The organism is Limnothrix sp. FACHB-406 (assembly GCF_014698235.1).
In the GTDB taxonomy this organism is placed as follows: domain Bacteria; phylum Cyanobacteriota; class Cyanobacteriia; order CACIAM-69d; family CACIAM-69d; genus CACIAM-69d.
In genome coordinates, this window is record NZ_JACJSP010000020.1 from 1 (window position 1) to 22,773 (window position 22,773).

The 22,773-nt window shown below is 55.9% G+C and carries 19 protein-coding genes and 1 pseudogene; 16 read left to right on the top strand and 4 right to left on the bottom strand.

Annotated elements, in window-relative coordinates; translation table 11 throughout:
• Positions 1 to 511 precede the first annotated feature (511 nt).
• From H6G53_RS15745 to H6G53_RS15760, 4 genes are all read left to right on the top strand, one after another.
• Entirely contained in the window at positions 512 to 1,561 is a 1,050-nt protein-coding gene (locus tag H6G53_RS15745) for a diguanylate cyclase (protein ID WP_099534943.1), read from the top strand.
• A 112-nt stretch (positions 1,562 to 1,673) separates the two neighbouring features.
• Positions 1,674 to 1,844: a chlorophyll a/b-binding protein gene (locus H6G53_RS15750; protein ID WP_099534942.1), complete on the top strand. Its 171-nt coding sequence runs from the start codon at positions 1,674 to 1,676 to the stop codon at positions 1,842 to 1,844.
• 379 nt (positions 1,845 to 2,223) lie between these two features.
• A complete protein-coding gene (locus H6G53_RS15755; protein WP_143473166.1) occupies positions 2,224 to 2,592 on the top strand; it encodes a hypothetical protein in 369 nt (122 codons plus the stop codon).
• 92 nt (positions 2,593 to 2,684) lie between these two features.
• Positions 2,685 to 3,593, top strand: coding sequence for a 6-carboxytetrahydropterin synthase (locus H6G53_RS15760; RefSeq protein ID WP_190534618.1), 909 nt, complete (start codon positions 2,685 to 2,687; stop codon positions 3,591 to 3,593).
• 29 nt (positions 3,594 to 3,622) lie between these two features.
• Here H6G53_RS15760 and H6G53_RS15765 read toward each other — a convergent pair whose 3' ends face one another.
• Positions 3,623 to 3,949: a heavy metal-binding domain-containing protein gene (locus H6G53_RS15765; protein WP_190534621.1), complete on the bottom strand. Its 327-nt coding sequence runs from the start codon at positions 3,947 to 3,949 to the stop codon at positions 3,623 to 3,625.
• A 235-nt stretch (positions 3,950 to 4,184) separates the two neighbouring features.
• Between H6G53_RS15765 and H6G53_RS15770 the strand changes: the two genes are divergently transcribed.
• The 8 genes from H6G53_RS15770 to H6G53_RS15805 all read left to right on the top strand — a co-directional run bounded on the left by H6G53_RS15770 (position 4,185) and on the right by H6G53_RS15805 (position 11,890).
• Positions 4,185 to 4,556 carry a cupin domain-containing protein gene (locus tag H6G53_RS15770; RefSeq protein ID WP_190534711.1) on the top strand — a complete coding sequence of 124 codons (372 nt, stop codon included), beginning with the start codon at positions 4,185 to 4,187 and terminating at the stop codon, positions 4,554 to 4,556.
• Between the two features lie 303 nt (positions 4,557 to 4,859).
• A complete protein-coding gene (locus H6G53_RS15775; RefSeq protein ID WP_190534715.1) occupies positions 4,860 to 6,245 on the top strand; it encodes a nicotinate phosphoribosyltransferase in 1,386 nt (461 codons plus the stop codon).
• A gap of 127 nt (positions 6,246 to 6,372) precedes the next feature.
• Positions 6,373 to 6,951: a nicotinate-nucleotide adenylyltransferase gene (locus tag H6G53_RS15780; protein WP_099534935.1), complete on the top strand. Its 579-nt coding sequence runs from the start codon at positions 6,373 to 6,375 to the stop codon at positions 6,949 to 6,951.
• Positions 6,933 to 7,772, top strand: coding sequence for an NUDIX domain-containing protein (locus H6G53_RS15785; RefSeq protein ID WP_099534934.1), 840 nt, complete (start codon positions 6,933 to 6,935; stop codon positions 7,770 to 7,772). Before H6G53_RS15780 ends, H6G53_RS15785 begins: the two co-directional genes overlap by 19 nt.
• A 63-nt stretch (positions 7,773 to 7,835) precedes the next feature.
• Positions 7,836 to 8,537: a DUF2834 domain-containing protein gene (locus tag H6G53_RS15790; RefSeq protein ID WP_242030817.1), complete on the top strand. Its 702-nt coding sequence runs from the start codon at positions 7,836 to 7,838 to the stop codon at positions 8,535 to 8,537.
• 176 nt (positions 8,538 to 8,713) lie between these two features.
• Positions 8,714 to 9,811 (top strand): TRAP transporter substrate-binding protein, encoded by a 1,098-nt coding sequence (locus H6G53_RS15795; protein ID WP_190534624.1) that lies wholly within the window; start codon positions 8,714 to 8,716, stop codon positions 9,809 to 9,811.
• Between the two features lie 58 nt (positions 9,812 to 9,869).
• Complete coding sequence (locus H6G53_RS15800; RefSeq protein WP_242030816.1) at positions 9,870 to 10,547, top strand: TRAP transporter small permease subunit; 678 nt, start codon at positions 9,870 to 9,872, stop codon at positions 10,545 to 10,547.
• Positions 10,547 to 11,890 (top strand): TRAP transporter large permease subunit, encoded by a 1,344-nt coding sequence (locus H6G53_RS15805; protein ID WP_190534626.1) that lies wholly within the window; start codon positions 10,547 to 10,549, stop codon positions 11,888 to 11,890. Before H6G53_RS15800 ends, H6G53_RS15805 begins: the two co-directional genes overlap by 1 nt.
• Positions 11,891 to 12,180: 290 nt before the next feature.
• On the opposite strand, the gene hpsN is transcribed toward H6G53_RS15805, so the two are convergent.
• Positions 12,181 to 13,194, bottom strand: a complete 1,014-nt coding sequence (gene hpsN, locus H6G53_RS15810) for a hormogonium polysaccharide biosynthesis glycosyltransferase HpsN (protein WP_099534931.1) — start codon at positions 13,192 to 13,194, stop codon at positions 12,181 to 12,183.
• 99 nt (positions 13,195 to 13,293) lie between these two features.
• On the bottom strand, positions 13,294 to 13,851 hold the full coding sequence (locus H6G53_RS15815) for a rhomboid family intramembrane serine protease (protein WP_190534629.1): 558 nt from the start codon (positions 13,849 to 13,851) through the stop codon (positions 13,294 to 13,296).
• A gap of 930 nt (positions 13,852 to 14,781) precedes the next feature.
• Here H6G53_RS15815 and H6G53_RS15820 point away from each other — a divergent pair.
• The 4 genes and pseudogenes from H6G53_RS15820 to gyrA all read left to right on the top strand — a co-directional run.
• Positions 14,782 to 15,147 (top strand): annotated as a pseudogene (locus tag H6G53_RS15820) (L,D-transpeptidase); the annotation flags it as partial.
• A gap of 159 nt (positions 15,148 to 15,306) precedes the next feature.
• Positions 15,307 to 16,314 carry a HEAT repeat domain-containing protein gene (locus H6G53_RS15825; protein WP_190534632.1) on the top strand — a complete coding sequence of 336 codons (1,008 nt, stop codon included), beginning with the start codon at positions 15,307 to 15,309 and terminating at the stop codon, positions 16,312 to 16,314.
• Positions 16,315 to 17,441: 1,127 nt separating this feature from the next.
• Positions 17,442 to 19,019 carry a M10 family metallopeptidase gene (locus H6G53_RS15830; RefSeq protein ID WP_190534635.1) on the top strand — a complete coding sequence of 526 codons (1,578 nt, stop codon included), beginning with the start codon at positions 17,442 to 17,444 and terminating at the stop codon, positions 19,017 to 19,019.
• A gap of 374 nt (positions 19,020 to 19,393) precedes the next feature.
• Positions 19,394 to 22,015 (top strand): DNA topoisomerase (ATP-hydrolyzing) subunit A, encoded by a 2,622-nt coding sequence (gene gyrA / locus H6G53_RS15835; protein ID WP_190534637.1) that lies wholly within the window; start codon positions 19,394 to 19,396, stop codon positions 22,013 to 22,015.
• A 271-nt stretch (positions 22,016 to 22,286) separates the two neighbouring features.
• Here gyrA and H6G53_RS15840 read toward each other — a convergent pair whose 3' ends face one another.
• Positions 22,287 to 22,769: a hypothetical protein gene (locus H6G53_RS15840; protein WP_190534639.1), complete on the bottom strand. Its 483-nt coding sequence runs from the start codon at positions 22,767 to 22,769 to the stop codon at positions 22,287 to 22,289.
• Between the last annotated feature and the right edge of the window lie 4 nt (positions 22,770 to 22,773).

The window sequence follows — 22,773 nt, forward strand, 5'->3', positions numbered from 1 at the left end:
GCTACTAGATAAATTGCGATATTTGCAAGTTGTACTCGGTCGCTATGGCTCAATCAGTCATTGGAGCTATGATTTACTGCCAGAAACTCTTGTTGCCTAGAATATGAAGTTTTGTGTTTAGATTCAACACTTCTGGATCAAGACAGCAAGATAAAGATAGAATAAGTATAAGCTTCTGACGATTCATTGTAACCACTTCATCAGTGGCTTTTCTTTGCTTTTTTGCCCTTCAAGAATGCGCCTCAAAAGGTGGCATTGCCTTTTGCGTGGCTTTTTTCATGATTTTTTCAGGGCTGTTTGGATGGCTGCTGGGATGCCCTTGATGGGTGAGTCCTGAATTCCTGGTGTTGAGTAGTTTGGCAAACGTTGCTCAACACGATCGCCCACAAGCCACGACCAATACCCTGTTCAAAATCACTGCCCGATCGTTGCTCTGGTGACCCAATGGGGAATGGCGATCCGGCTCGAAATCAAGCTTCTTTCGCTCAATCTTCTCTCTAAAGTTAGGTTCATGACCAATTCCCAGGCAATTGCAGCCAATTCAGAACCCATTCGACGATTAGCGACGGGCAAGGCAGAATCGCCAGCCCGGCCGTTTGATCCCGGATCGTTTCTAGTTTTGGTGGTTGATGATGTCAGCCAAAATGTGCGCCTGTCGATCGAAATGCTAGATCAGGCGGGCTATGAAACCACATTTGCCATGACGGGAGCCGAAGCGTTGATGAGGGTGCGATCGGCCCAACCGGATTTGATTTTGCTGGATTTGATGATGCCGGGAATGAGCGGTTTGCAACTGTGCGATCGCCTGAAAGAAGATCCGATTCTGCGGGATATTCCCGTGTTGTTTGTCACGGCCAGCAACGAAGAAACCCACATGCTCGAAGCCTTCCAGCTTGGCGCTGTGGACTACATCACCAAGCCCTTTCGATCGGCGGAACTCCTGGCCCGGGTGCGGGTGCATTTGGAACTCAAGCAAGCACGAGATCGCCTCAGTCAGGCCCTGAATGCCCTGCAACGAACCCACGCCCAACTGCAAAGCGCCTACACCGAATTGGGCCGCTTGGCCACCACCGACCCCCTGACCGGTTTAGCCAATCGTCGGCATTGGATGACCCTGGCCAAAAAGGAATTTCAGCGCAGTTGTCGCTACCAACATCCCCTTTCGGTGTTGATGTTGGATTTGGATCACTTCAAGGCCGTGAACGATACCTATGGCCATGCCGTGGGCGATTTGGCCTTGGCCACGGCCACCCAAGCCGCCAGCAGCATTCTGCGAACTCAGGATTGTCTGGGGCGCTATGGGGGTGAGGAATTTGTGATGTTGTTGCCGGAGACCGATGCGGCGGCCGCGGCGATCGTGGCGGAACGGATTCGCAAGGCGATCGCCGATCCGACTATCACCAGTTTGCCCAGCGCCCCGGGCTTAACCCTCACGGTCAGCATTGGCGGCACAAGTTGCCAGTCCACTGACACCTCGATCGAGGCGGCCTTGAACCGGGCCGATCGGGCCCTCTACCAAGCCAAAAACCGGGGCCGCAATCGAGTGATGATGGTGTTGTAGCGGCCCGATTGTTTACGGTTGATTAACCTTCGGCAAGGGCCCACTGCTGGCCGAGGTGCGATAAACTGTTACGAAATGTAAAACTCAAAACGTAACAATTCAGGAACAAACCATGACTCAACCACAACCGACCACCACCCCCAACCTCGAAGAACCCAAATTTGGCTTCAATGACTATGCTGAGCGCCTGAATGGCCGCGCCGCCATGGTGGGTTTCCTGCTGGCTTTGGCGATCGAGGCGGTGACGGGTCAAGGGCTGTTGGCTTGGTTGGGCCTGCTGTAGGGGCCTGCTGTTGTCCGTTGCTTGGCAACCTGCTGCAACTGGTTGAGCTTGTTGAGCGGGATTTGCCAAGCCTCATCCTTTGCGAAATGCTTTGTGAAATTAAGGGCGCAGCCCCTGCCCGATCGCTCGGTTCAAGAGGCGGGTGGGTGTGGCTGTGTCCCTTCCGTGGGCTGCGCATGAGTCGATTCCACAACCGCAGACTCCACAGCCGCAAATGTGGAAGGTTGTTGAAGGTCTTTTTTGAAGGTCTATTGATAGCAGCAGAAAAAATTTCTAGCAGCAGAAAGGTTTATACAATCAGAATTAGGGGCGACATGGCTAGGAATTAGCCATCGTTTGGGGATCACCCTTGGGATCAAAAGCGCTGAGGACTAAACCGATGGGTAAGCGTTGGCCGCGGCTGTTGCAGCAACGATATCGACGAGAGCCGATCGCCGCCTTCGTGCTAACCATGGGCCTGGTGCAGGTGACGATCGGGGGAGCGGATAGCGATGCGGGTTTGGCCGCTTTGGGGCTAATCTTTTTGGGCACGGCCGCCGCTCTCTATTGGCTGAAATATTCCGCGCGTGTGATTGACGCGGCCCGATCGCCCCGCATGACCTACCGCAGTTCCTCCGCCAGTCGCTTGCCCGTTTTGCCCGCCGCTCCCCGGCTAACCTCGGTTTACGGAGACCCGGTTTACACAGATCGATCGCGATCACCCCTGCCGCCCTTGCGCCTCCGCGATCGCCCCAATTCTGCCGACTAGCCCTTGTCGCCAGCCTCCGCGATCCCCCAGCCCTCTTGCAAGGGCGAATCCAGAACTCTGAGCGAATCATCGTCCCGATCGAGCCGCATTGCATGAGCGATCTTTGCACCATCAGCCGTCGTGTCCAGTTTTCCGCAAGCTACCGTTACTGGTTGCCGGAACTGACGGAGGCGGAAAATCATCGGCGGTTCGGGATCGCCGCTCGATCGCCCGGCAGCACCTTCACGCTTTGGGTGCAAGTCCAGGGGCCGATCGATCCCTTTGGCATGGTGGCCAACCTATCCACCACCATCAAACGCGCCCTGCAACGGGAAGTGCTGGAACCCTTGCACGGAGCCAACCTCAACCAAATTTGGCCAGAATTTGCCAACACCCTGCCCACCAGCGAGTGGGTGGCCCAGGTGCTGTGGCAGCGTTTGAGCCAATGTTGGCAGCGGCAGGGCTTGCAACTGCGGCAAGTGCAACTGTCGCCCGATCCCGGTTTAGTTGTGGAATATCGAGGGCAAGCTATGGAAGCTCATCTAACGGTTCATACCCACTTCAGCGCCGCCCATCGTTTGGCTCTGCCAACCCTGACTTTGGCTCAAAATAGCGAAATTTATGGCAAATGTTCCCGCCCCAGTGGCCATGGCCACAACTATCAATTGTGGGTGACGGTGCGCGGTCAAATTGACCCTAGAACAGGGATGGTTGTTGAACTCAACCGGCTCCACGATCTCATTGAAATGCAAGTGGTGGAGCAGCTTGATCACACCTTTTTGAATCAGGATATTGCCTACTTTCAAGACATTGTGCCCACGGCGGAAAATATTGCCGTTTATATTCGCGATCAACTGCTAGAGCCATTGCGAGAATTGGGAGTGCAGTTGGTCAAAATTCGGCTGGATGAAACCGAAAATAATTCCTGTGAAGTGTATGTGCAAACGGAGGCTCCGTGGGTCGATCGCCCCGTTACCAGCGCGATCGACCAAGGAAAAACGGCGGGCGTGGGTGCAAACTAGGGCAGTCCGTGCCAGCTATTCAAACCGCATTATTCAAACCGCACCGCCGTGCCACTGACCGCCACCATCAACATGCCACCGCCGTTGGACAGGCTAATGGTTTCATAATCAATATCAATGCCAATGATGCCGTTCGCTCCCAATTCCGCAGCGGCGGCTTTCATTTCATTCATCGCGATGTCTTTGGCCTTGCGCAGTTCTTTTTCGTAGGAACCCGATCGCCCGCCAATCACGTCTCGGATGCCAGCGAAAAAGTCCTTGAAAATGTTCGCCCCCAAGATCGCTTCTCCACTGACCACGCCGTAATAGGAGATGATGCGCTTGCCTTCGAGGCTGGAGGTTGTGGTTAGCAACATAGTGTGATTAGGAATTCCGGTGATCGGTTCTTTTGTTGGGTTTTGCTTGATCTCATCCCTGTTGTAGCAAGATTGGTGGGTGATCGACCGAGGGGTTGTGGGGGACTGGTCACGGGTTTTGGTGACTTTCACAGAAAAAACCAAGCCGCTCGATCGGGTCAATGGCCACTTAATTGCCACGAATGGCGGAACATTTTGCTTGAATGGCCCGCAGATGTTGCACGGGGTCTCAACCATGCTGGTACGAAAGTTGGGCGATTGCGAAGAATTTGTGGCGGGCGACAATTCGATTTTGCGGGAGTTGTTGTACCCCGATAAGCAGCCGATCGACCTGCGCTATAGCTTGGCCCATGCGATTTTGCCCGTGGGCGAAACCTCGCTGCCCCACTCCCTGACTACCTCAGAGGTCTACTACATCATGGCGGGGCGGGGAGAAATGCACATCGATGGCGAGGTGCAAATCATTGAGCCAGGGGATGCGGTTTATATTCCGCCCAACGCTAAACAATTCGTGCGCAGCTTGGGGCCCGAGCCGCTGACCTTCATCTGTTTGGTGGATCCGGCCTGGCGCAAGGAAGATGAAACGGTTTACGGGAGCGAATCCTAGGGCTTGTTATCAAGTCGCCCACAACCCTGGCTCCACCGCTGACCGACCGAGAGGGACAAGGGGCTTAAGCCCCTTGTTACGCCGCTTGGGGCATGGAAAATCAACTGTTTTCGTTGAATCCCAGGAAATGAAGACAGACCCTGACGACCTGTGCCAGTTACAGGAGCGATCGGGAACAGGCGGGTTGCTATTTTTGGTAAAAATTACTATAAATAAATTGACCGGCCACCCGTCAACGGCCAGAGCGGTGTGACTGCCTCAAGATCCCTCCTGGCGATCGCCCGATCGATCGCTTCCCCAGTTATGTTGACCCTCACCACGCCCGACTTGGGGCCCGCAACCCTGGACGCTCAAGTGGGCAACAGCGCCCTGCTGACGGATTTGTATCAGTTAACAATGATCGCTTGCTATTGCGATCGGGCGGTGGAGCAACAAACCGCCAGTTTTGAGCTGTTTACGCGCCGGTTGCCCGATGGGTTTGGCTACTTGGTGGCCATGGGACTGGAACAGGCCCTGCAATACCTGGAGCAGTTTCAGGTCAGCGCGTCCCAACAGGCACAACTGCGGGCCACGGGGCTGTTTGACCATGCGCCCGATCGATTTTGGGACTTGTTGGCGACGGCTCGGTTTACGGGAGACTTGTGGGCCGTGCCCGAAGGAACCGTGGTGTTTGCCCATGAACCGCTGCTGCGAATTGAGGCTCCCCTCTGGCAAGCCCAGTGGGTGGAAACCTATTTGCTGAATGTGCTGAACTATCAAACCCTGGTGGCCACGCGATCGGCTCGGTTGCGGGATGTGGCGGGCGATCGGGCGCAAATTTTGGAATTTGGCACAAGGCGGGCCTTCAGTCCCCAGGCGGCCCTGTGGGCGGCGCGGGCGGCCTTGGCGGCCGGCTTGGATGCCACTTCTAATGTGGAGGCGGCGTTGCAATTGGGGCGACAACCGGCGGGCACGATGGCCCATGCCCTGGTGATGGCCCTGGGTGCTTCCATGGGGTCGGAGCTGGCGGCGTTTGAGGCTTTTCAGGGACTGTTTCCCCATGGGGCGCTGCTGGTGGATACTTTTGACCCGGTGCGGGCGATCGAACAGTTGGCGGAGCGAGTGCGGGCCGGCGGGGCCCCCGTGCCGGCCATCCGGTTGGATTCGGGAGACTTGGTGAGCCTGTCACAGCTAGCGCGCGATCGATTGCCGGGAACGCAAATTTTGGTCAGCGGTGATCTGGATGAAGCGGAAATCGATCGCCTACGGGCGGCCGGTGCTGAGATTGATGGCTATGGGGTAGGCACAAAGTTGGTGACTGGCCAGCCGGTGAATGGGGTTTATAAATTAGTGGAGTTGGCGGGGCAACCGGTGGCCAAAGGCTCCAGTGGCAAGGCCACCTATCCGGGCCGAAAACAGGTGCTGCGCGATCGGGACGAGGCGGGCCGTTGGTTGGGCGATCGGCTGGTGTTGGCCGATGAAGTGTCCCGATCAGAGCTGGGATTGTTGCGGCCCGTGATGCGTGCGGGACAACGGCTGACGGATCCAGAATCCCTGCTGACCATTGCCCAACGCACCCGATCGCAGGTTCAAAGCCTTCCGGAGGCGGTGCGATCGATCCATGACCCAACCCCAGTGCGGCCGGAACTGTCGCCTGCGCTACAATCGCTCACGACTCGGGTGCATCAGTCGCTCCAAGCTGCTTCCTAAGCTGCTTCTTAAGCTGCTTCCCAAACTGTTTCAAGGCCAGCACCCCAGTGGTTGCCAATTCCGCTCCATCAACCCGTCATTTTCTACAAACCTGTATTCCTGCCGTTGTTTTGGCGGCCAGAATCCCATGATGTCGATCGCGTTGTTTGGAACCAGTGCAGATCCCCCAACCTATGGCCATCAGGCGATTGTTGCTTGGTTGGCCCAACGGTTCGATCGGGTTGCGGTTTGGGCTGCGGACAATCCCTTCAAAAGTCATCGCGCTCCCCTCGACTGTCGCACGGCCATGTTGCGGGTGCTGATCGAGTCGATCGAACCACGGCCCGCCCATGTGCAGGTTTGTCCAGACCTGAGCCACCCGCGCACGGTGGTGGTGTTGGAACGGGCCCGGGAACGCTGGCCCCACGCCCAGTTCAGCCTAGTCATTGGGTCAGATTTGGTGGCCCAACTGCCCCGGTGGTATCGCTCGGCGGACATTCTGCAATTTGCCCAATTGCTGGTGATTCCTCGGCCGGGCTATCCCTTGGAAACGGCCGCGATCGAACATTTAGCCGACCTGGGAGCCAGGGTGCAGGTGGCTGACCTCAGCAGCCCCGCCAGTTCTTCCACCGCCTATCGGGAAGCGGGCGATCGCAACAGTATCCCCCCCGAAATTGAAGCCTATATTCGGGGTGAGCAGCTTTACCTATGGCAGAACGTCGGCTAGGTTCCCATCGCCTCAATGCAAAACTCAGTGCCAAGCTTAGTGCCCAACAGAGCACCAAACAGAGCGCCAAACAGAGTGCCAAACAATCGCCTGCTCCCCTGGCGGGCGATTCCCTTGCCGATTTCAAAGTAGGAGTTGATAACGTCATTTTTTCCGTGGACAGCGACAAGCGCCGACTATTGGTGTTGCTGGTGATGCGGCAACACGAACCCTTTGCCGGTTGTTGGAGCTTGCCCGGAACCTTGGTGCGCCAAGGCGAGGCCCTGGAAGCGGCGGCCTATCGCGTCTTGGCGGAAAAAATTCGCGTCCGGCATCTGTACCTAGAGCAGCTTTATACCTTTGGTGGGCCCGGCCGCGATCCCCGGGAAGCCGCCGACAGTTTTGGGGTGCGGTACTTGTCCGTCAGCTACTTTGCCCTGGTGCGCTATGCGGAGGTGGAGGCGATCGCGGATTTTGCCACCGATGGGGCGATCGGGATTGCTTGGTATCCGTTCGATCGCCTGCCGGAACTGGCTTTTGATCACGATCGAATTGTGCAATACGGCTATCAACGCTTGCGCAACAAATTGGAATACAGCCCGATCGCCTTTGATGTGTTGCCGGAATCCTTCACCCTCAGCGATCTTTATCAGCTTTACACCATTGTTTTAGGCGAAAACTTTTCAGACTATTCCAACTTCCGCAGCCGCTTGCTGAAGCTGGGAATTTTGTTGGACACGGGCGTGAAGGTGTCGCGCGGTGCTGGTCGTCCGGCTAGTCTTTATCAATTTGATGCGATCGCCTTTCAACAATTGGAAAATAAGCCCCTCGTTTTTGTCTAAATCTTGGGCGAAATCCTGGTCTAATAGTCAAAATCGCCTGCAAAGACCCTGCCAAAAACGCCGATGACTGCGCCCAGTAACTCCCCCGATCTTGACCAGTTGCCGGCCGATCAAGCCAAGCAACCGGCCCAGCCTTGGTTTTGGCTCCTGTGGGCCGGCTTCACGCTCTATGCTTTCCTGCTGGCCCCGCCCGATCGCCCGGACACCTTGGATTTGATCATTCGCCTTTCGACGGGTCAAGTATCCGGCGAAAATCCGCTCATTGTGGCTCTTTTTAACCTGATGGGCATTTGGCCGCTGGTTTACTGTTGCTTGCTGTTTGCCGATGGGCGGGGGCAACCGGTGCGTGCTTGGCCCTTTGCGATCGGGTCAATGGCATTGGGAGCCTTTGCCCTGTTGCCTTACCTGGCCCTGCGGCGATCGAACCCACAGTTCACGGGCGAGCGATCAGGTCTGATTCGAGTCTGGGATTCCCGTTGGCTGGCTTTGGGTCTCGCGGTTGGGGCGATCGGGCTGCTGGGTTGGGGCCTGTCCCAAGGCAACTGGTCAGATTTTGGACAACAGTGGCAAACCAGCCGATTTATCCATGTGATGAGCCTCGATTTTCTGATGCTTTCCCTGCTGTTTCCTGCCCTGGTGGGCGATGATTTGGCTCGGAGAGGTTGGTATCAGCAAACCATTTGGCAATGGCTAACATTTTTGCCTTTGGTGGGGCCTTTGGCTTACCTTAGCCTTCGCCCACCGATTCAGGTGACGAATGAGTAACTAGCAATTATGGTGGGGGTGAACCTGGTTGGCTTTCAGCAAATTTCTGAAGTCTCTTCAGGGCTTTTTCAGAATTTTTCAGAATTTTTTTGAATTTTATAAACTTTGCAAATTCCGTTGAAAGCTTCAATCCCTTTCGGGCTGTTTCAGCATCTTTTGGAAGAGTGTTTTAACCCATGAAACGTCGCCATTTAATGCAGTCGATCGGGCTAGGCTCCATGACGGCCACTGCTGCCGCCTGTGCCCCCAAACCCAGTGGTGGCCCGCCCGTTGCCGCCGACCTACCTAGAATTCAGTGGCGGGCGATCGCCAGTTGGCCCAAAGCCCTCGACACCATTTTTGGTGGCTTAGTCAGCATCTGCGATCGGGTCAAAGAACTCAGCGACGGCCGATTCATCATCACGCCCCACACCGCCGGAGAAATTGTGGGCGCACTGGAAGTGATGGACGCAGTACAGCTCGGGGCGGCTGAATGTGGTCACAGTTCCAGCTATTACTATTTGGGCAAGCATCGAGGACTCGCGTTTGGCACTTCAGTGCCCTTTGGCCTCACGGCTCAACAACAAAATGCTTGGCTCTATGCTGGCGGCGGCTTAACAGCTTTGCAAGCCATTTATCGCAGCTTCAATATTATTAACTTTCCCGCTGGCAACACGGGAACCCAAATGGGGGGCTGGTTTAAACGCGAAATTCAAACCCTCAGTGATTTACAAGGTTTGAAAATGCGAATTCCTGGTCTTGGTGGCGAGGTGATGTCGCGATTGGGGGTGAATGTGCAGGTGTTGCCCGGTAGCGAAGTGTTCTTGGCACTCGATCGGGGAACCATTGATGCGGCCGAGTGGGTTGGCCCCTATGACGATGCGAAATTGGGACTGAACCGCGCCGCCCGTTTCTATTACTATCCCGGTTGGTGGGAACCCGGCAGCACACTCGATTTCTTTGTCAACTTAGAAGCCTGGAACCGATTACCAAAAGCCTATCAACAGATGATTCAACTGGCAGCCCAAGAAGCCAACTATGCCATGTTGTCAAACTATGAAGCCCTCAACGCGGCAGGCCTCAAAACTCTCATTGCCAGTGGCACACAACTGCGGCCCTATTCCGCCGAAATTTTAAAACAAGCCAAAACGGAAACAGAAGCACTGTTTGCAGACTTAGCCCAGCGAGATGCAAACTTCAAGGCCATTTATGAACCTTGGAAAACCTTTCAACAATCGGTGATTGCTTGGAACAACACCAATGAATGGGTTTTTGCGGAAGCGGTTAAACCTTGAACGATCCAATCTTGCCTTTAAATCTTTCAAATCCTTTAAATTTTCCCCGTTTAAACCTATGCAAACTATGCAGAATTGGCAACGGTGGCTTCAACAGCAACTCCCTCCCTGGTTACGGCTGGCTCGCCAAATCGATCGCTGGAATTTTCGCTTGGGCCAAGCCATGGGCTGGTTGGTGGTGGCCATGCTGGCGATCGGGTCTTGGAATGTGATTGGTCGCTATTTGGGCCGGGCGATCGGGCAAAATCTCACCTCCAACACCAGCATTGAGTTGCAGTGGTATCTCTTTAGCGGTGTGTTTTTGCTCGGTGCTGCCTACACAATGCAGCGGAATGGCCATGTGCGGGTAGATGTGTTCTATAAAAATTGGTCGCCCCGCACCCAGGCGATCGCCAATTTAGTTGGAACCGTTCTGTTTCTAATGCCCTTTTCGGCTTTGGTTTTGATGGCTTCTTGGCAATGGACAGCCAATGCTTGGATGGTTCAGGAACTCTCGCCCGATCCCGGTGGTTTGCCGCGCTATCCCATCAAAGGATTGATTTTAATTAGTTTTGTGGTTTTGATGATTCAGGGCGTTTCAGAAATCATTAAAAACTTGGCAATCATTGCCGGTTTAGGCACAGATCTCTCGTCGCAGCCGATCGCCCACTCGATCGCCCCCCATCAACCTAGCCAACCATCGGCCAGCCAAGCATCGGAGAACCCCTCGGAAAACTCATCGGAGGGCGATCGCTAATGGAAACCCTTGGATTTGACTGGCTGGGGCCCCTCATGTTTTTGGGGGCGCTGCTCTTTTTATCCCTCGGCTATCCCGTCGCCTTTTCCTTAGGTGGGGTTGCCATCGTTTTCGCCCTGATTGGAATCAATGTCGATGCGTTTGAGCCAAGCTTTTTAGCTGCCTTGCCCAGCCGCATTTTTGACATTATGAAAAACTACACGTTGCTGGCCATTCCTTATTTTATTTTCCTAGGATCCGTTCTGGAAAAGTCAGGAATTGCCGAGCAACTTTTAGAAACCGTCGGTATTTTGTTCGGCCGCTTGCGGGGTGGCTTGGCCCTGGCGGTGGTGGTGGTGGGGGCGATGCTGGCGGCCACAACGGGAGTCGTGGCGGCAACGGTCGTGGCCATGGGTCTCATTTCCCTGCCCATCATGCTGCGCTATGGCTACAATCGCGAGCTGGCCACGGGGGTGATTGCCGCTTCTGGAACCTTGGGGCAAATCATTCCGCCCAGTGTGGTGCTGGTGGTGCTGGGCGACCAACTGGGGGTTTCGGTGGGCAATCTGTTCCTGGGGGCAGTGATTCCCGGCCTGATGATGGCGGGGGCCTTTGCCTTGCATGTGTTGCTGGTGGCCTTTTTGAAGCCGGAAGCCGCGCCGGCCCTGCCGCCGGAGGTTTGCCAAATGCCGCGCCGAGAATTGCGGCAACGGGTGGTGCAGTCCATGTTGCCCCCGTTGGTGCTGATTTTGTTGGTGTTGGGGAGCATTTTCTTTGGCATTGCCACCCCCACGGAGGCGGGCGCGGTGGGTTCCTTGGGGGCGATCGCCCTGGCCTTGTTGAATCGCCAATTCAGTTGGGTTGCCCTGCGGGACTCCTGCGAAGCCACCCTGCGCATTTCCAGCATGGCCCTATTTATTTTGATTGGCTCCACGGCCTTCAGTTTGGTTTTTCGGGGTCTCCACGGCGATCGGTTCATGTTCGAGGTTCTGTCGAACCTGCCGGGCGAGGGAGTGGGTTTCTTAGCCCTCAATATGTTGGTGGTTTTCCTGTTGGGGTTCTTTATCGACTTCTTTGAAATCGCCTTTATTGTGGTTCCGATTTTTGCCCCCGTTGCCAAAGCCCTTGGGTTTAATATGATTTGGTATGGGGTGATTTTAGGGGCGAACTTGCAAACTTCTTTCCTCACGCCACCCTTTGGATTTGCCCTGTTTTATCTACGGGGCGTTGCGCCTGCCATTGTCAAAACGGAGGAGCTATATCGGGGGGTAATTCCTTTTATTTGTCTGCAACTGCTGGTGTTGCTGATTATTATTCTGTTCCCGGATTTGGTGATGTGGTTACCATCTCTCAGCTTCGATTGATTAGACAGTAGGCCTCTTTCGCAAATCAGTAAAAAGCCTTCATCCTCTTCTCAAAATAGGCTGATCGACGCTCATTTCTTAGTATCGCGACTGCCTTAATTCTCTGGGTCAAAGCCGCAGAGCCAGTCGTCATATCATAACAAGGGGCTTAAGCCCCTTGCTGCCTAACGAGCTGGTAACCTTGCTGCCTAACGAGCTGGTAACCTTGCTGCCTAACGAGCTGGTAACCTTGCTGCCTAACGAGCTGGTAACGTTAATAGTCATTCGACGGGAAAACCAGGCAAAGAAATTTAGGAATTCAGGGCTGGGCGATCGCGCTGTTGATCCTGCCGAGAATACACTTGACCATCATCCCAAAGGCCAACCAAAGCCGTGATTAAAGCTTTAGCAAAACCCATGCAGTAGCAGCCAAACCGTACCAATACTTTTAGGGGTGAACCGCTCTTGTAGCAGGGGGGATGACCCAAAACATGGCAGTCAAACAGTTTGGCAAAAAAGCGAATCTGTTGCCCAAGGCTGAGGTGTTTAAATCCGAGCCAAAAATGGTTGTGATAAAAGGTGGTTTGGTAGCCGATCGAACGGGTGCTGATGTCATGGCAACCGCCGGTTTCTTCGCCTAAATGCACCAAATGGGCGGCGGGGTCATACCAAATTTTGAAGCCGGTTTTACGCAGGCTTAAGCAAAAGTCGGACTCTTCGCGAACAGCGCTGCCCCGATAGCGCTCATCAAACCGCAGGCCGTGCTGCACAAACAGGTTGCGGCGAAAGGACATGTTACAACCTCGGGCAGTGATCACCGGTTGGGGCTGGGTGGCCCGCACGAGGTCAATGTGATACCAGGCGATCGCGGGGTCAGAGGCTTCCGGCACTTGGTAATCAAATTCGCCCACATGTTTGGTGCATTCTTGCTCCAATTTCATGCGATCGAACACGCGCCCGGCCACCGCTCCAATCTGGGGATCGCCATAGTTCGCCACATGAGCCGCAATGAAACCTGGCTCCAGGCGCACATCGTCATCAATAAAAATCAGAATTTCACCGCTCGATCGCCGGGCCGCAAAGTTTCGGGCCCCTGGCAAGCTCGCCCACCGCAGGCGATGCCATTGGATTTTGCCCCCATCGGCCCATTGGGCCAGTTTCGCTTCGGTTTCGGGCAGGTGCTGCGGGGTTTGGTCAACGACGATCACTTCAAAATCAGGATAGTCCTGGGCTAGAACATCCTCGATCGAGGTGCAAAGCACTTGTTCGCGCCCGTAGGTGGGCACAATGACTGAAACCTTTGGCAACTGGGAAACCTGACTCATATCCGCAACCGTGGGGGGATGGCTAGGATGGCTGGAGCGATTCGATCGAACCGTAAATCTTAATCCAAGAGCATCCGAGCGTTGTCCGGTGAAGGGCCGCTAGGGGCGGGGGCGGTCAACATACCGCGCCGCGAGCGCCCCGCCGATGAACCCAAAAAGATGCATTTGCCAGGACACGCCCGAGCGCAACGGTAGCACCCCAAAAATCAAACTGCCATAGAGGCTGAAAATAAAAATCGAAAGCAAAATGCCGCTGGCGCTGCGTTCAAACCAACCCCGAAACAGCACATAGCTGAGATAGCCAAACACCAAACCACTTGCGCCGATGTGGATGGAGTTGCTGGGGCCAATCAGCCAGGTTCCCAGACCGCTAATTAGGGCGATCGCGCCGGTCACTTTCCAAAAGGTTTCGCGCCCACGCACCAACACCAACCAACCCAGCACCCCCAGGGGCACGGTGTTGGCCATCAAATGGGCCAGGTCGCCATGGAGCAAGGGGGCAAAGACAATCCCCCGCAGGCCGATGACATTGCGGGGAACAATGCCCAACACATCGAGATAGCCCCGGAAAACGAACTGATCAACAATTTCCAGCAGCCACAGGAGGCCAATCAGCGATGCCAAAAATCGCCCTTGGGATTTGAGTTCTTCGGTCACATGCTCAAGGAGTGATTACTGAAGTTGACGACTGGAAAGGATTCCCAGAGGAACGCCATTGGAAAGGAGCACGGTGCGCGTTTTCCACTATAGCCAGGATAGCGAACGGAACCGTCGGTAGGGGGCGCGATCGGGCGATTGTTGCGGTGTGCTGAATTCGAGGTGATGGCGATTGGGCGATCGACCGTTTTGGAAATCTGTCCCGCACAATCGCTAGTGAGATGGAAATGTTGGCTAGGCTGAAGACAGCCAGGCTTTTGATTCTCTGCATTCCAACGCCTTGGCCGTCCACTGCTGCTTTTCAACGACCAATCGCCCATGGGTTCCCGGACTCAGTTCAAAATTCCAGAACCTGGGTTCAGGGTCTGCGTTGAGTTTGCCAGTTCGGGCAAGTTTCCCCTGCGCTTACCTCCTGGCCAGTCGGCCTCCGTGACCAGGGAGGATGGCAAGCGATCGCTGAAGACTTATTCGGGCCCCGTCGCCATGTTTCCTAATTGTTCTCCTCGTTTGGCTGCCCAGTTGCCCCTTGCTGTTCGATCGGGCCCTGCTGCTGCGCGTCGGTGGCGGGGACTTTGGGGCGGGGCGATCGCCCTGTGGTTGGGTTGGCCCGGCGTTGCGTTGGCTTATCTCCAGTCGATCGACCCGGTTCCCAGCCCCAGTCCCAGCCGCCCTGTGACACCCACACCCACACCAACGCGCCCGCCGACTCCGACTCCCACCCTGACTCCCAGCCCAACTCCCACCCGTCCCCCAACTCCGACTCCGACCCCAACGCGCCCACCGACTCCAACTCCCACCCCAACGCGCCCGCCGACTCCGACCCCAACTCCCACCCGTCCCCCAACTCCGACTCCCACCCCAACACGCCCGCCCGATCGCGCGGCTCCCTGCCTGAACGAGGGCGATCGCTACCGGGCCCGCATGTGTGAGTTGCGAGCTTCAGACGAGCGCTGGATTGAAATTCACCTCAGCAATCAGCGATTGATCGCCTGGGAAGGGAATAAGCCCGTTTATGCGGTGATTGTGTCCACGGGCAAACCGGGCACGCCAACTTGGCCGGGAATTTTCCGAATTCAGCGCAAGCTCCCGATCGATCGAATGCGCGGGGCCGATTACGACGTGCCCAATGTTCCCCATGTGATGTACTACCACCGGGGCTATGCGATTCACGGGGCTTACTGGCATCAGCGCTTTGGCACGCCGGTCAGCCACGGTTGCACCAATGTGGCCCCAGATCATGCCCGCTGGCTGTTCAACTGGGCCGACGTGGGCACCCCGATCGTGATCCGCCCCTAGGGATTGTCATCAAATTCCCTGAAACCCCTACTCCACCCTGAATTGATCGCTAGGGACAAGGGGCTGAAGCCCCTTGTTGTGATGATTTGGGTATGGCAGATCAACTACCTTCACTGGATGCCAGGAAATCGCGACAGGCCCTAATTCTCCCGATCAGGATTGGCTAATCAGCCTACGGACGAGAATCCTTGGTTAAATGGTCTCGAACTGTTTGGCAGCGAGAACCAAGTCATGATCTTTGTCGGGTTGATTTTGGGTGTCGTGATCGGCGGTGCGATCGCCTGGTATTTGATGCAACAGCAGGTGGCCGACCTGGAACGCCAGCAAAAGCAATATCTCGATCGGCAACGGCAAACCCTGGAGCAAGATTTTGAGGTGCAAAAGCAGACGGCTCGCAAAAACTTCGATCGGGAATTGCAAGCCCTGCAAACGGAAATTGCCCAACTGAAAGCACAAACCGCCCCCACCGCCGCACCGCCCACTCCCGATCCTGCACGCTCTGCTCCGCGCCCGGCGGCAACCGGTCAACCGGCGGCCCAGCTCCCGGATCCTTGGGGTGGAGCCGGTGCGCCCGCGCCAACGCCTGCCCCGGAACCCGCACCAGAGCCAGTTGCAGAACCAGAGCCAACGGCGGCCCCAGGGGAACCCGTTGCAGAACCCACACCGGAACCCGTGGCCGAGCCGATCGCCGAGCCAGAACCCGCCTCGGAACCCACACCGGAACCCGCGGCCGAACCGATCGCGGAGCAAGCTGCGGAACCAGTCACTGAATCGGTCACTGAACCGGTCACTGAGCCAGTCACGACTCCTGAGCCGATCGCCCCAATCGCGCCCAGCAATCAACCCAGCCCGATCGAGCAAGTGACCCAACTCGCCACCAAGGTTCGGGCGATCGGCCAGCGAGCCGAGGGCCAAAAACTGATCAACGAGCTGTTGACCTTCACCAGCAGCCCCGATGCCACCGTACGCGCCGCCGCGATCGAGGCCCTCAGCGCCGTCCACAGCCCTGAAGTGGCGAGCTGCCTCGAAAAAGCCCTCCATGATGCGGCCCCGATCGTGGTGCGAGCGGCTGCCAAAGGGTTGGAGCGCTTCAAAAGCCAAGCCCCGATCGCCCAACCGATTGAAGAATCACCGCTGCCTCCCAACGGCGGCCCCAAACAGCCCTAGGTCTGGCGATCCGGAAGCCAGCGCATGATTTCCCTTCAGTGCGATTGCTCCTCATGGGTCAAACCCCTCAATAACTGAGGACTGAAAAATAGGGAAATCAATTGTAAAGAATTTCCCGAAAATCCGGATTCATTCCAGAACTAACTGAACTCACAGGGCGGAAAGTTTTTCCTTCTGCCCTGTGTTTTATTTCATACATCATTTTGAAATGAATGTTTGATTTCGCACTTCATCGCTTGAAAGCCTTAAAATTGCGTTCATTCGTGTCGCATTTTGCACATCTTTATCCATTGCTTCACCCATTATTAAAAAAGTTGTTGTAACTTAAATTTAATCTTGTCAATTTTATGCAGAATCCTTTAAACTAATTGTAAGGATTTCAAAAAGTCCTCTACAAAAAGTCTTAACGTCTTTTGGGGCTGCTCTAGTTAGACCGCTTCCATTGGCTCATTCAAACAATTTGATTAGCCTTAATTGAGCGCATAAGTTTCTTCACAGCACTGAAGAACAGCCCACAACGATCGACCCAAATTCAAAATTCATCAGATTCGTCAGAGCTAACTCGTCACAACCAAGACAGATTTACAAGATCTGCATGATCCAATCGCTCGGATCTATCGATTCAGATCTATTGATTCGGGTCTATCAATCTAGATCTATCCATCCAGATCCATCGATCCAAATCTATCCGTTTAACCGACTCAACAGGATCAACCCTGTCCTCCGCTGCACAGCGTTGCAGGACAATGCACTGAGGGAATGCTGAGGGAAGAACCACCACAGGCGTGACTCCTTTCAACGCCCCAACCAGTTTTACGTCTGCCGGGATCGCTCCAATCAATTGAGACTTGATTGCCACTCATCATTGAGCCTCCATTGATCGCCAGGTTGTCTTCGTTGGGAACGAAGAATAGCCTTCGCATCACTTTGCATTTTGTGCCCGATCACGCGGTTAAGTCTTGCGTGCTCATGGTGCATTCAAATTCTTGAATTCCAGTTGCATTTCGCAACGACGATTAAGGTCATTCACAAATCGTTGACCTCTCAAGTCTGGTGCTGAAAACCGTCGTAGCCGTCATGCAGGGTGGCTGCCTTTCTTTGACCTATCAGCGTTGGACAGAACTCCTATGGCTCTTCAGATGTCCCCGGCCGGGATCGACCAAAACAGCGCGATCGCTCCGGAAGTTTCCACTCTCCGTTGGCGCACTGCTGCCAACACCAAAGCCATTCCCCTCAGCGGCAACAACAACATTGATGCTTTGCTGACGGTGCATATTAATAATCCGACAATCACCCAAGCGTGGAATGTGCCCCCTGGCGGGGTGATTACCTACAGTTTTCCCAATGCCAACACAGTCAATAATTTGACATCGGTTGCCCAGGGAGCCATCACCAACCCGGCAGAAATTCCCGAACCGGTGAAACAGGCCGTGCGGCAAGTGTTGCAAAACTATTCCCAAGTGATTCCGGTTCAGTTTCAAGAAGTGCCGGACGAAGTGGGCGGAACACTGCGCGTTACCTTGGGCAAGAGTCCGCAATTGCCCGATGCCTTGGCCTGTGCCTATACCCCAGGAAGCACCTATGGGGGACAGGTGTTTTTGTCGGCCAATGGAATGTTTGACCCCAACTTTTTTACGAAGGGGCCCGGCAGCGCTGGCTATGGCACTTTAATTCATGAATTGGGCCATGCCATGGGGCTGAAACATCCTCGGGAATATGGCAGTGAAGCGGGGGATGTGCCCGGTAAAGCGCCTTCCAATGTGGCGGTTTTGGCTCCAGAATTGGATCATCGCCACAACACGGTGATGTCCTACAACGGGCGGGATTTTAGCAGTTTCCAGAATTCCCGCACCCTGATGAACTACGACATTCAGTCCCTGCAATATCTCTACGGGGCTAATACCAGTTGGCGATCGGGTAATGATTTGTACACCTGGAATGCCACTTCGTTTTTAGGGGTGGAAGCCATTTGGGATGGGGGCGGAACTGACACCTTGGAAATGGGATCGTTGCCAGCCTCCGATCGCTACTATTTCGATTTGAAACCCGGCGGTTTGTTAACCACCCAAACGGGGCGCAAGGGTCGCTTTTTTGATATCTATCCCAGCTACCAACCCCTCTATCCCATGTTCGATCGGGGCAAGTCGATCGCCTTTGGGGTCACCCTGGAAAATCTCAATGGCACTGATGGAGCCGACGAGGTACTTGGCAACGATGCCGACAACGTGATTTTGGGGCGCGGGGGTAACGACAGCCTCAGCGGCGGCCTCGGTCAAGACACCCTCTGGGGCGGGTTGGACGATGATTGGCTGAGCGGCGAGGCGGGCAACGACCAACTCCAGGGCAACGCGGGCCTCGATACCCTCATTGGCGGTTTGGGCAACGACCAGCTCAACGGCGGCCGCGATGCCGACTGGCTCCAAGGGGACGCGGGCGATGATGTGCTGTTTGGTGAATTTGGGGATGACCTGTTGCTTGGGGGCGACGGAGCCGATCGATTCGTGTTGGGCACGGGCATGGGCCAAGACACGATTCAGGACTTTCAGTCGGGCATTGATGGCATTTATCTGGTCAATGGGTTGACCCCCAGCGCGATCGCCCTGCGACCCCAGGGAACGAACACGTTGGTGCAAGTGGCCAGCAGCAATGAGACTTTGGCGATCGTCACCGGCGCACTCTCGATCGCTGACTTTCACCTAGCCTGAGCACTCTAGGGGAATGTCTGAGCAGTCGCTTGCGGCACTGGCCAAGCACCATCCGATCCCGACCCGGGGCCCATGCCACAGTTCCTCTGGCTGCCCGTGGTAAAATGGGAGGCTGAAATCTCGATTTCACGGCAATTTCGCCCAACCGAGGCCGTTCTAAATGAGGCTTGCCGTCGATCTGTCCTTTGGGGCTTTTGCGCCACCACGATGCGAACGATTTGCTAGCCCTTGATGTGTACTAGCCCTTGATGTGTATTTGATCCCGAACGAAAGCCGGGCCGATCGCCCGTTTGGCCTTTCGTTTGGGGTCGTGCCGTTTTTAGGCACTTGTTTTTAGGCCATAAATTTTCAGGCACTTTCTGCACCAGAGACCTATGAGTACTGCCGAAGACCGGATTGTCGCGACCGACCTACGCCAGGAAATGTCGCGATCGTACCTGGAATACGCCATGAGCGTGATCGTGGGGCGGGCGCTGCCGGATGCCCGCGACGGTCTGAAGCCGGTACACCGCCGGATTCTGTATGCCATGCATGAGTTGGGTTTGGCGGCCGATCGCCCCTTCCGGAAATGCGCCCGGGTGGTGGGGGAAGTGCTGGGGAAATATCACCCCCACGGCGACACGGCGGTCTATGACGCGCTGGTGCGGATGGCCCAAGATTTTTCGATGCGCCACCCGTTGATTAACGGTCACGGGAACTTCGGTTCGATCGACAACGACCCGCCCGCCGCCATGCGGTACACGGAATGTCGGCTGCAAGCCCTGACCAGCGAGTCGCTGCTGCAAGACATTGAGTCGGAAACCGTTGATTTCATCGACAACTTCGACGGCTCCCAGCAAGAACCGACGGTGATGCCCGCGCGGCTGCCACAACTGTTGCTGAATGGTTCTTCCGGGATCGCGGTCGGTATGGCCACCAACATTCCGCCCCACAACTTGGGTGAGCTGGTGGATGGTCTTTGTGCCCTGATCCAGAATCCCGAAATTACCAATCAGGAACTGATCCGTTGGATTCCGGGGCCGGACTTCCCCACGGGGGCACAGATTTTTGGTACGTCGGGGATTCGGGAAGCCTACCTCACCGGGCGTGGCTCGATCACCATGCGCGGTGTGGCCAGTGTGGAGACGATCGAACGGCGCGGCGCACCCGATCGCGAGGCGATCATCATCACGGAGCTGCCCTACCAAACCAACAAGGCAGCGCTGATTGAGCGGATTGCCGAGTTGGTGAACGACAAGAAATTAGAAGGCATTTCCGACATTCGCGACGAGAGCGATCGCGACGGGATGCGGATCGTAATTGAGCTGAAGCGCGATGCCCGGGCGCAGGTGGTGCTGAACAACCTCTACAAGCACACGCCGATTCAAGCGAACTTTGGCGCGAATATGTTGGCGCTGGTGAACGGCGAGCCGCGCACCCTGACCCTGAAGGACTTTTTGCAGGTCTTTTTGGATTTCCGGGTGGAGGCGATCGAACGGCGCACCCGCTACGAACTGCGGAAAGCCGAAGAGCGCGATCACATCCTGCAAGGCTACCTGATCGCCCTCAGCAACATGGACACGATCATCGCCCTGATTCGCCACGCGGCGGACACCCCCACCGCCAAACAGGGGCTAATGAGCGATTACAGCCTCTCGGAAGCCCAAGCCGACGCGATTTTGCAGATGCAACTGCGCCGTCTGACGGCCTTGGAAGCGGACAAGATCGAGCAAGAACACCAGGAATTGCAAGCCAAAATTACCGATTTGCAAGACATCCTGGCCCGGCGCGATCGGGTGCTGACGATCATTGAAGAGGAAGTGAGCCACCTGAAGGCTCGGTTTGCCACGCCGCGCCGCACCACCATTTCCCGCGACAGCGCCCAACTGGAAGAAATTGACCTGATCGCCAACGATCGCGCCACGATCGTGATTACGGAGCAGGGCTACATCAAGCGGATGCCCGTCAGTACCTTCGAGACCCAAAACCGCGCCACCCGGGGCAAAACCGGCGCGAAGATGAAAGACGACGACGAGGTGCAGCATTTCCTGACTTGCTGCGATCGCGATCGAGTCTTGTTCTTCAGCGATCGGGGCGTGGTCTACGCCCTCAGCGCCTACCAAATTCCCGCCAGCTCCCGCGCGGCCCGAGGCACGGCGATCGTTCAACTGCTGCCAATTCCCCACGACGAAAAAATCACCTCGGTGATCGCCGTTTCGGAATTCTCGGAAGATCTTTACCTGGTGATGTTGACCCAACAGGGCTACATCAAAAAAACCGTGCTCTCGGCCTTTGGCAACATCCGCGCCAACGGTCTAATCGCCATCTCCCTGGAGGAAGGCGACCAACTGCGCTGGGTGCGCCTGACCCGCGAGGAAGACAGTATTTTGATCGGCTCCCGATCGGGTATGGCGATTCACTTCCGAGCCGATCGCGATCAACTGCGGCCCCTGGGGCGGACGGCGCGGGGCGTGCGAGCCATGAGCCTTCGCAGCGGTGATGAGCTGGTGGCGCTTGATATTTTGCCCGCCGCGATCGCCTCGCGGGTCGGTCAGGCCGGCGATGATGCGGCCGACGACAACGAGCCGATCGAGGAAACCAGCGACGACAGCACCGAAACCAGCAGCCCCGGCCCCTGGGTGTTGGTGATCACCGCTCGGGGTTACGGCAAGCGCGTGCCCGTGGAGCAATTCAAGCTCTATAACCGGGCCACCAAGGGCAAAATTGCCACCAAGTTCAAATCCGCCAAGGGCATTGACGATTCTTTGGCGGGGCTGTTGGTGGTGAATGACTCCGACGAAATCACGATCGCCACGAAGCGTGCCACGATCGTCCGGCAGTCCGTGAACGCAATTCCGGTGCAATCGCGCGGGGCAACGGGCGTGATGGTGCAGCGGATTGTGGATGACACGATCGCCGCCGTGGCCCTCGTGCCGCCGGAAGACACCAGCGGCGACAGCCTCGATAGCAACACCGACTCTGAGGATCAAGTTGCTCAACCGGACGAAAATTCCTAGGCAATTGCTGATGGGCAAATGCGCCTAGGGCAACCTAGTCCAAAATTGATCCCCAGTCGATCCCATAAATCCCATCAACAAATCCCATCAACAAAATGGGGGGTATGGCCGAAAACCACACCCCCATTTCTCTTTGCCAAACCTTGGCTTAACGGCTAAACGCTGACCGTACAGGTTTGAGCTGGCGCTCCGGTTAATTAATTTGATCAACAAATTGATCAAAGCTGACACCAACCGGCGCATTAGGCTGGGCGATCGCCCGGAACCAAACCTAGTCGAGATAGCCCATCAGATTGGAATCTTCGCCCAAATCATTGGAAGCCATTGGCCGGTTGCTGGGCAGCCAATCACTGGTCGTAATGTCCAGCGTGTTAGCCGTCACTGGGCGATGGCCCGACAGAGTGATGGTTTCCACCACTTCCAAGTTGCTGGCCGACACCGGGCGCGCACCGTAGGCGGCCACCGTGCCCACTACCTTCAGCTCGCTCGTTTCCACGGGGCGATGCTTCGGTAGATTGCTTTGAACCAAAGACAGGTGGCTGACTTCAACGGGGCGATTGTTGGGCAGGTCGCTTTCGATGAACTTAACAGTATCTTCGCCGACGGGACGGTTGCCATAGGTGGGGGCGAGGGGGCGCTTGCGGACAACCGCAGGCAGGGCCCGTTGCTCGCGATCGTCGCGATCGTCGAGGCGCACTTCATCGCGATCGTCGCGGGCGCGGTTGTTGGTGTCGGTGACGTTGCGGTTGCTCATGAAA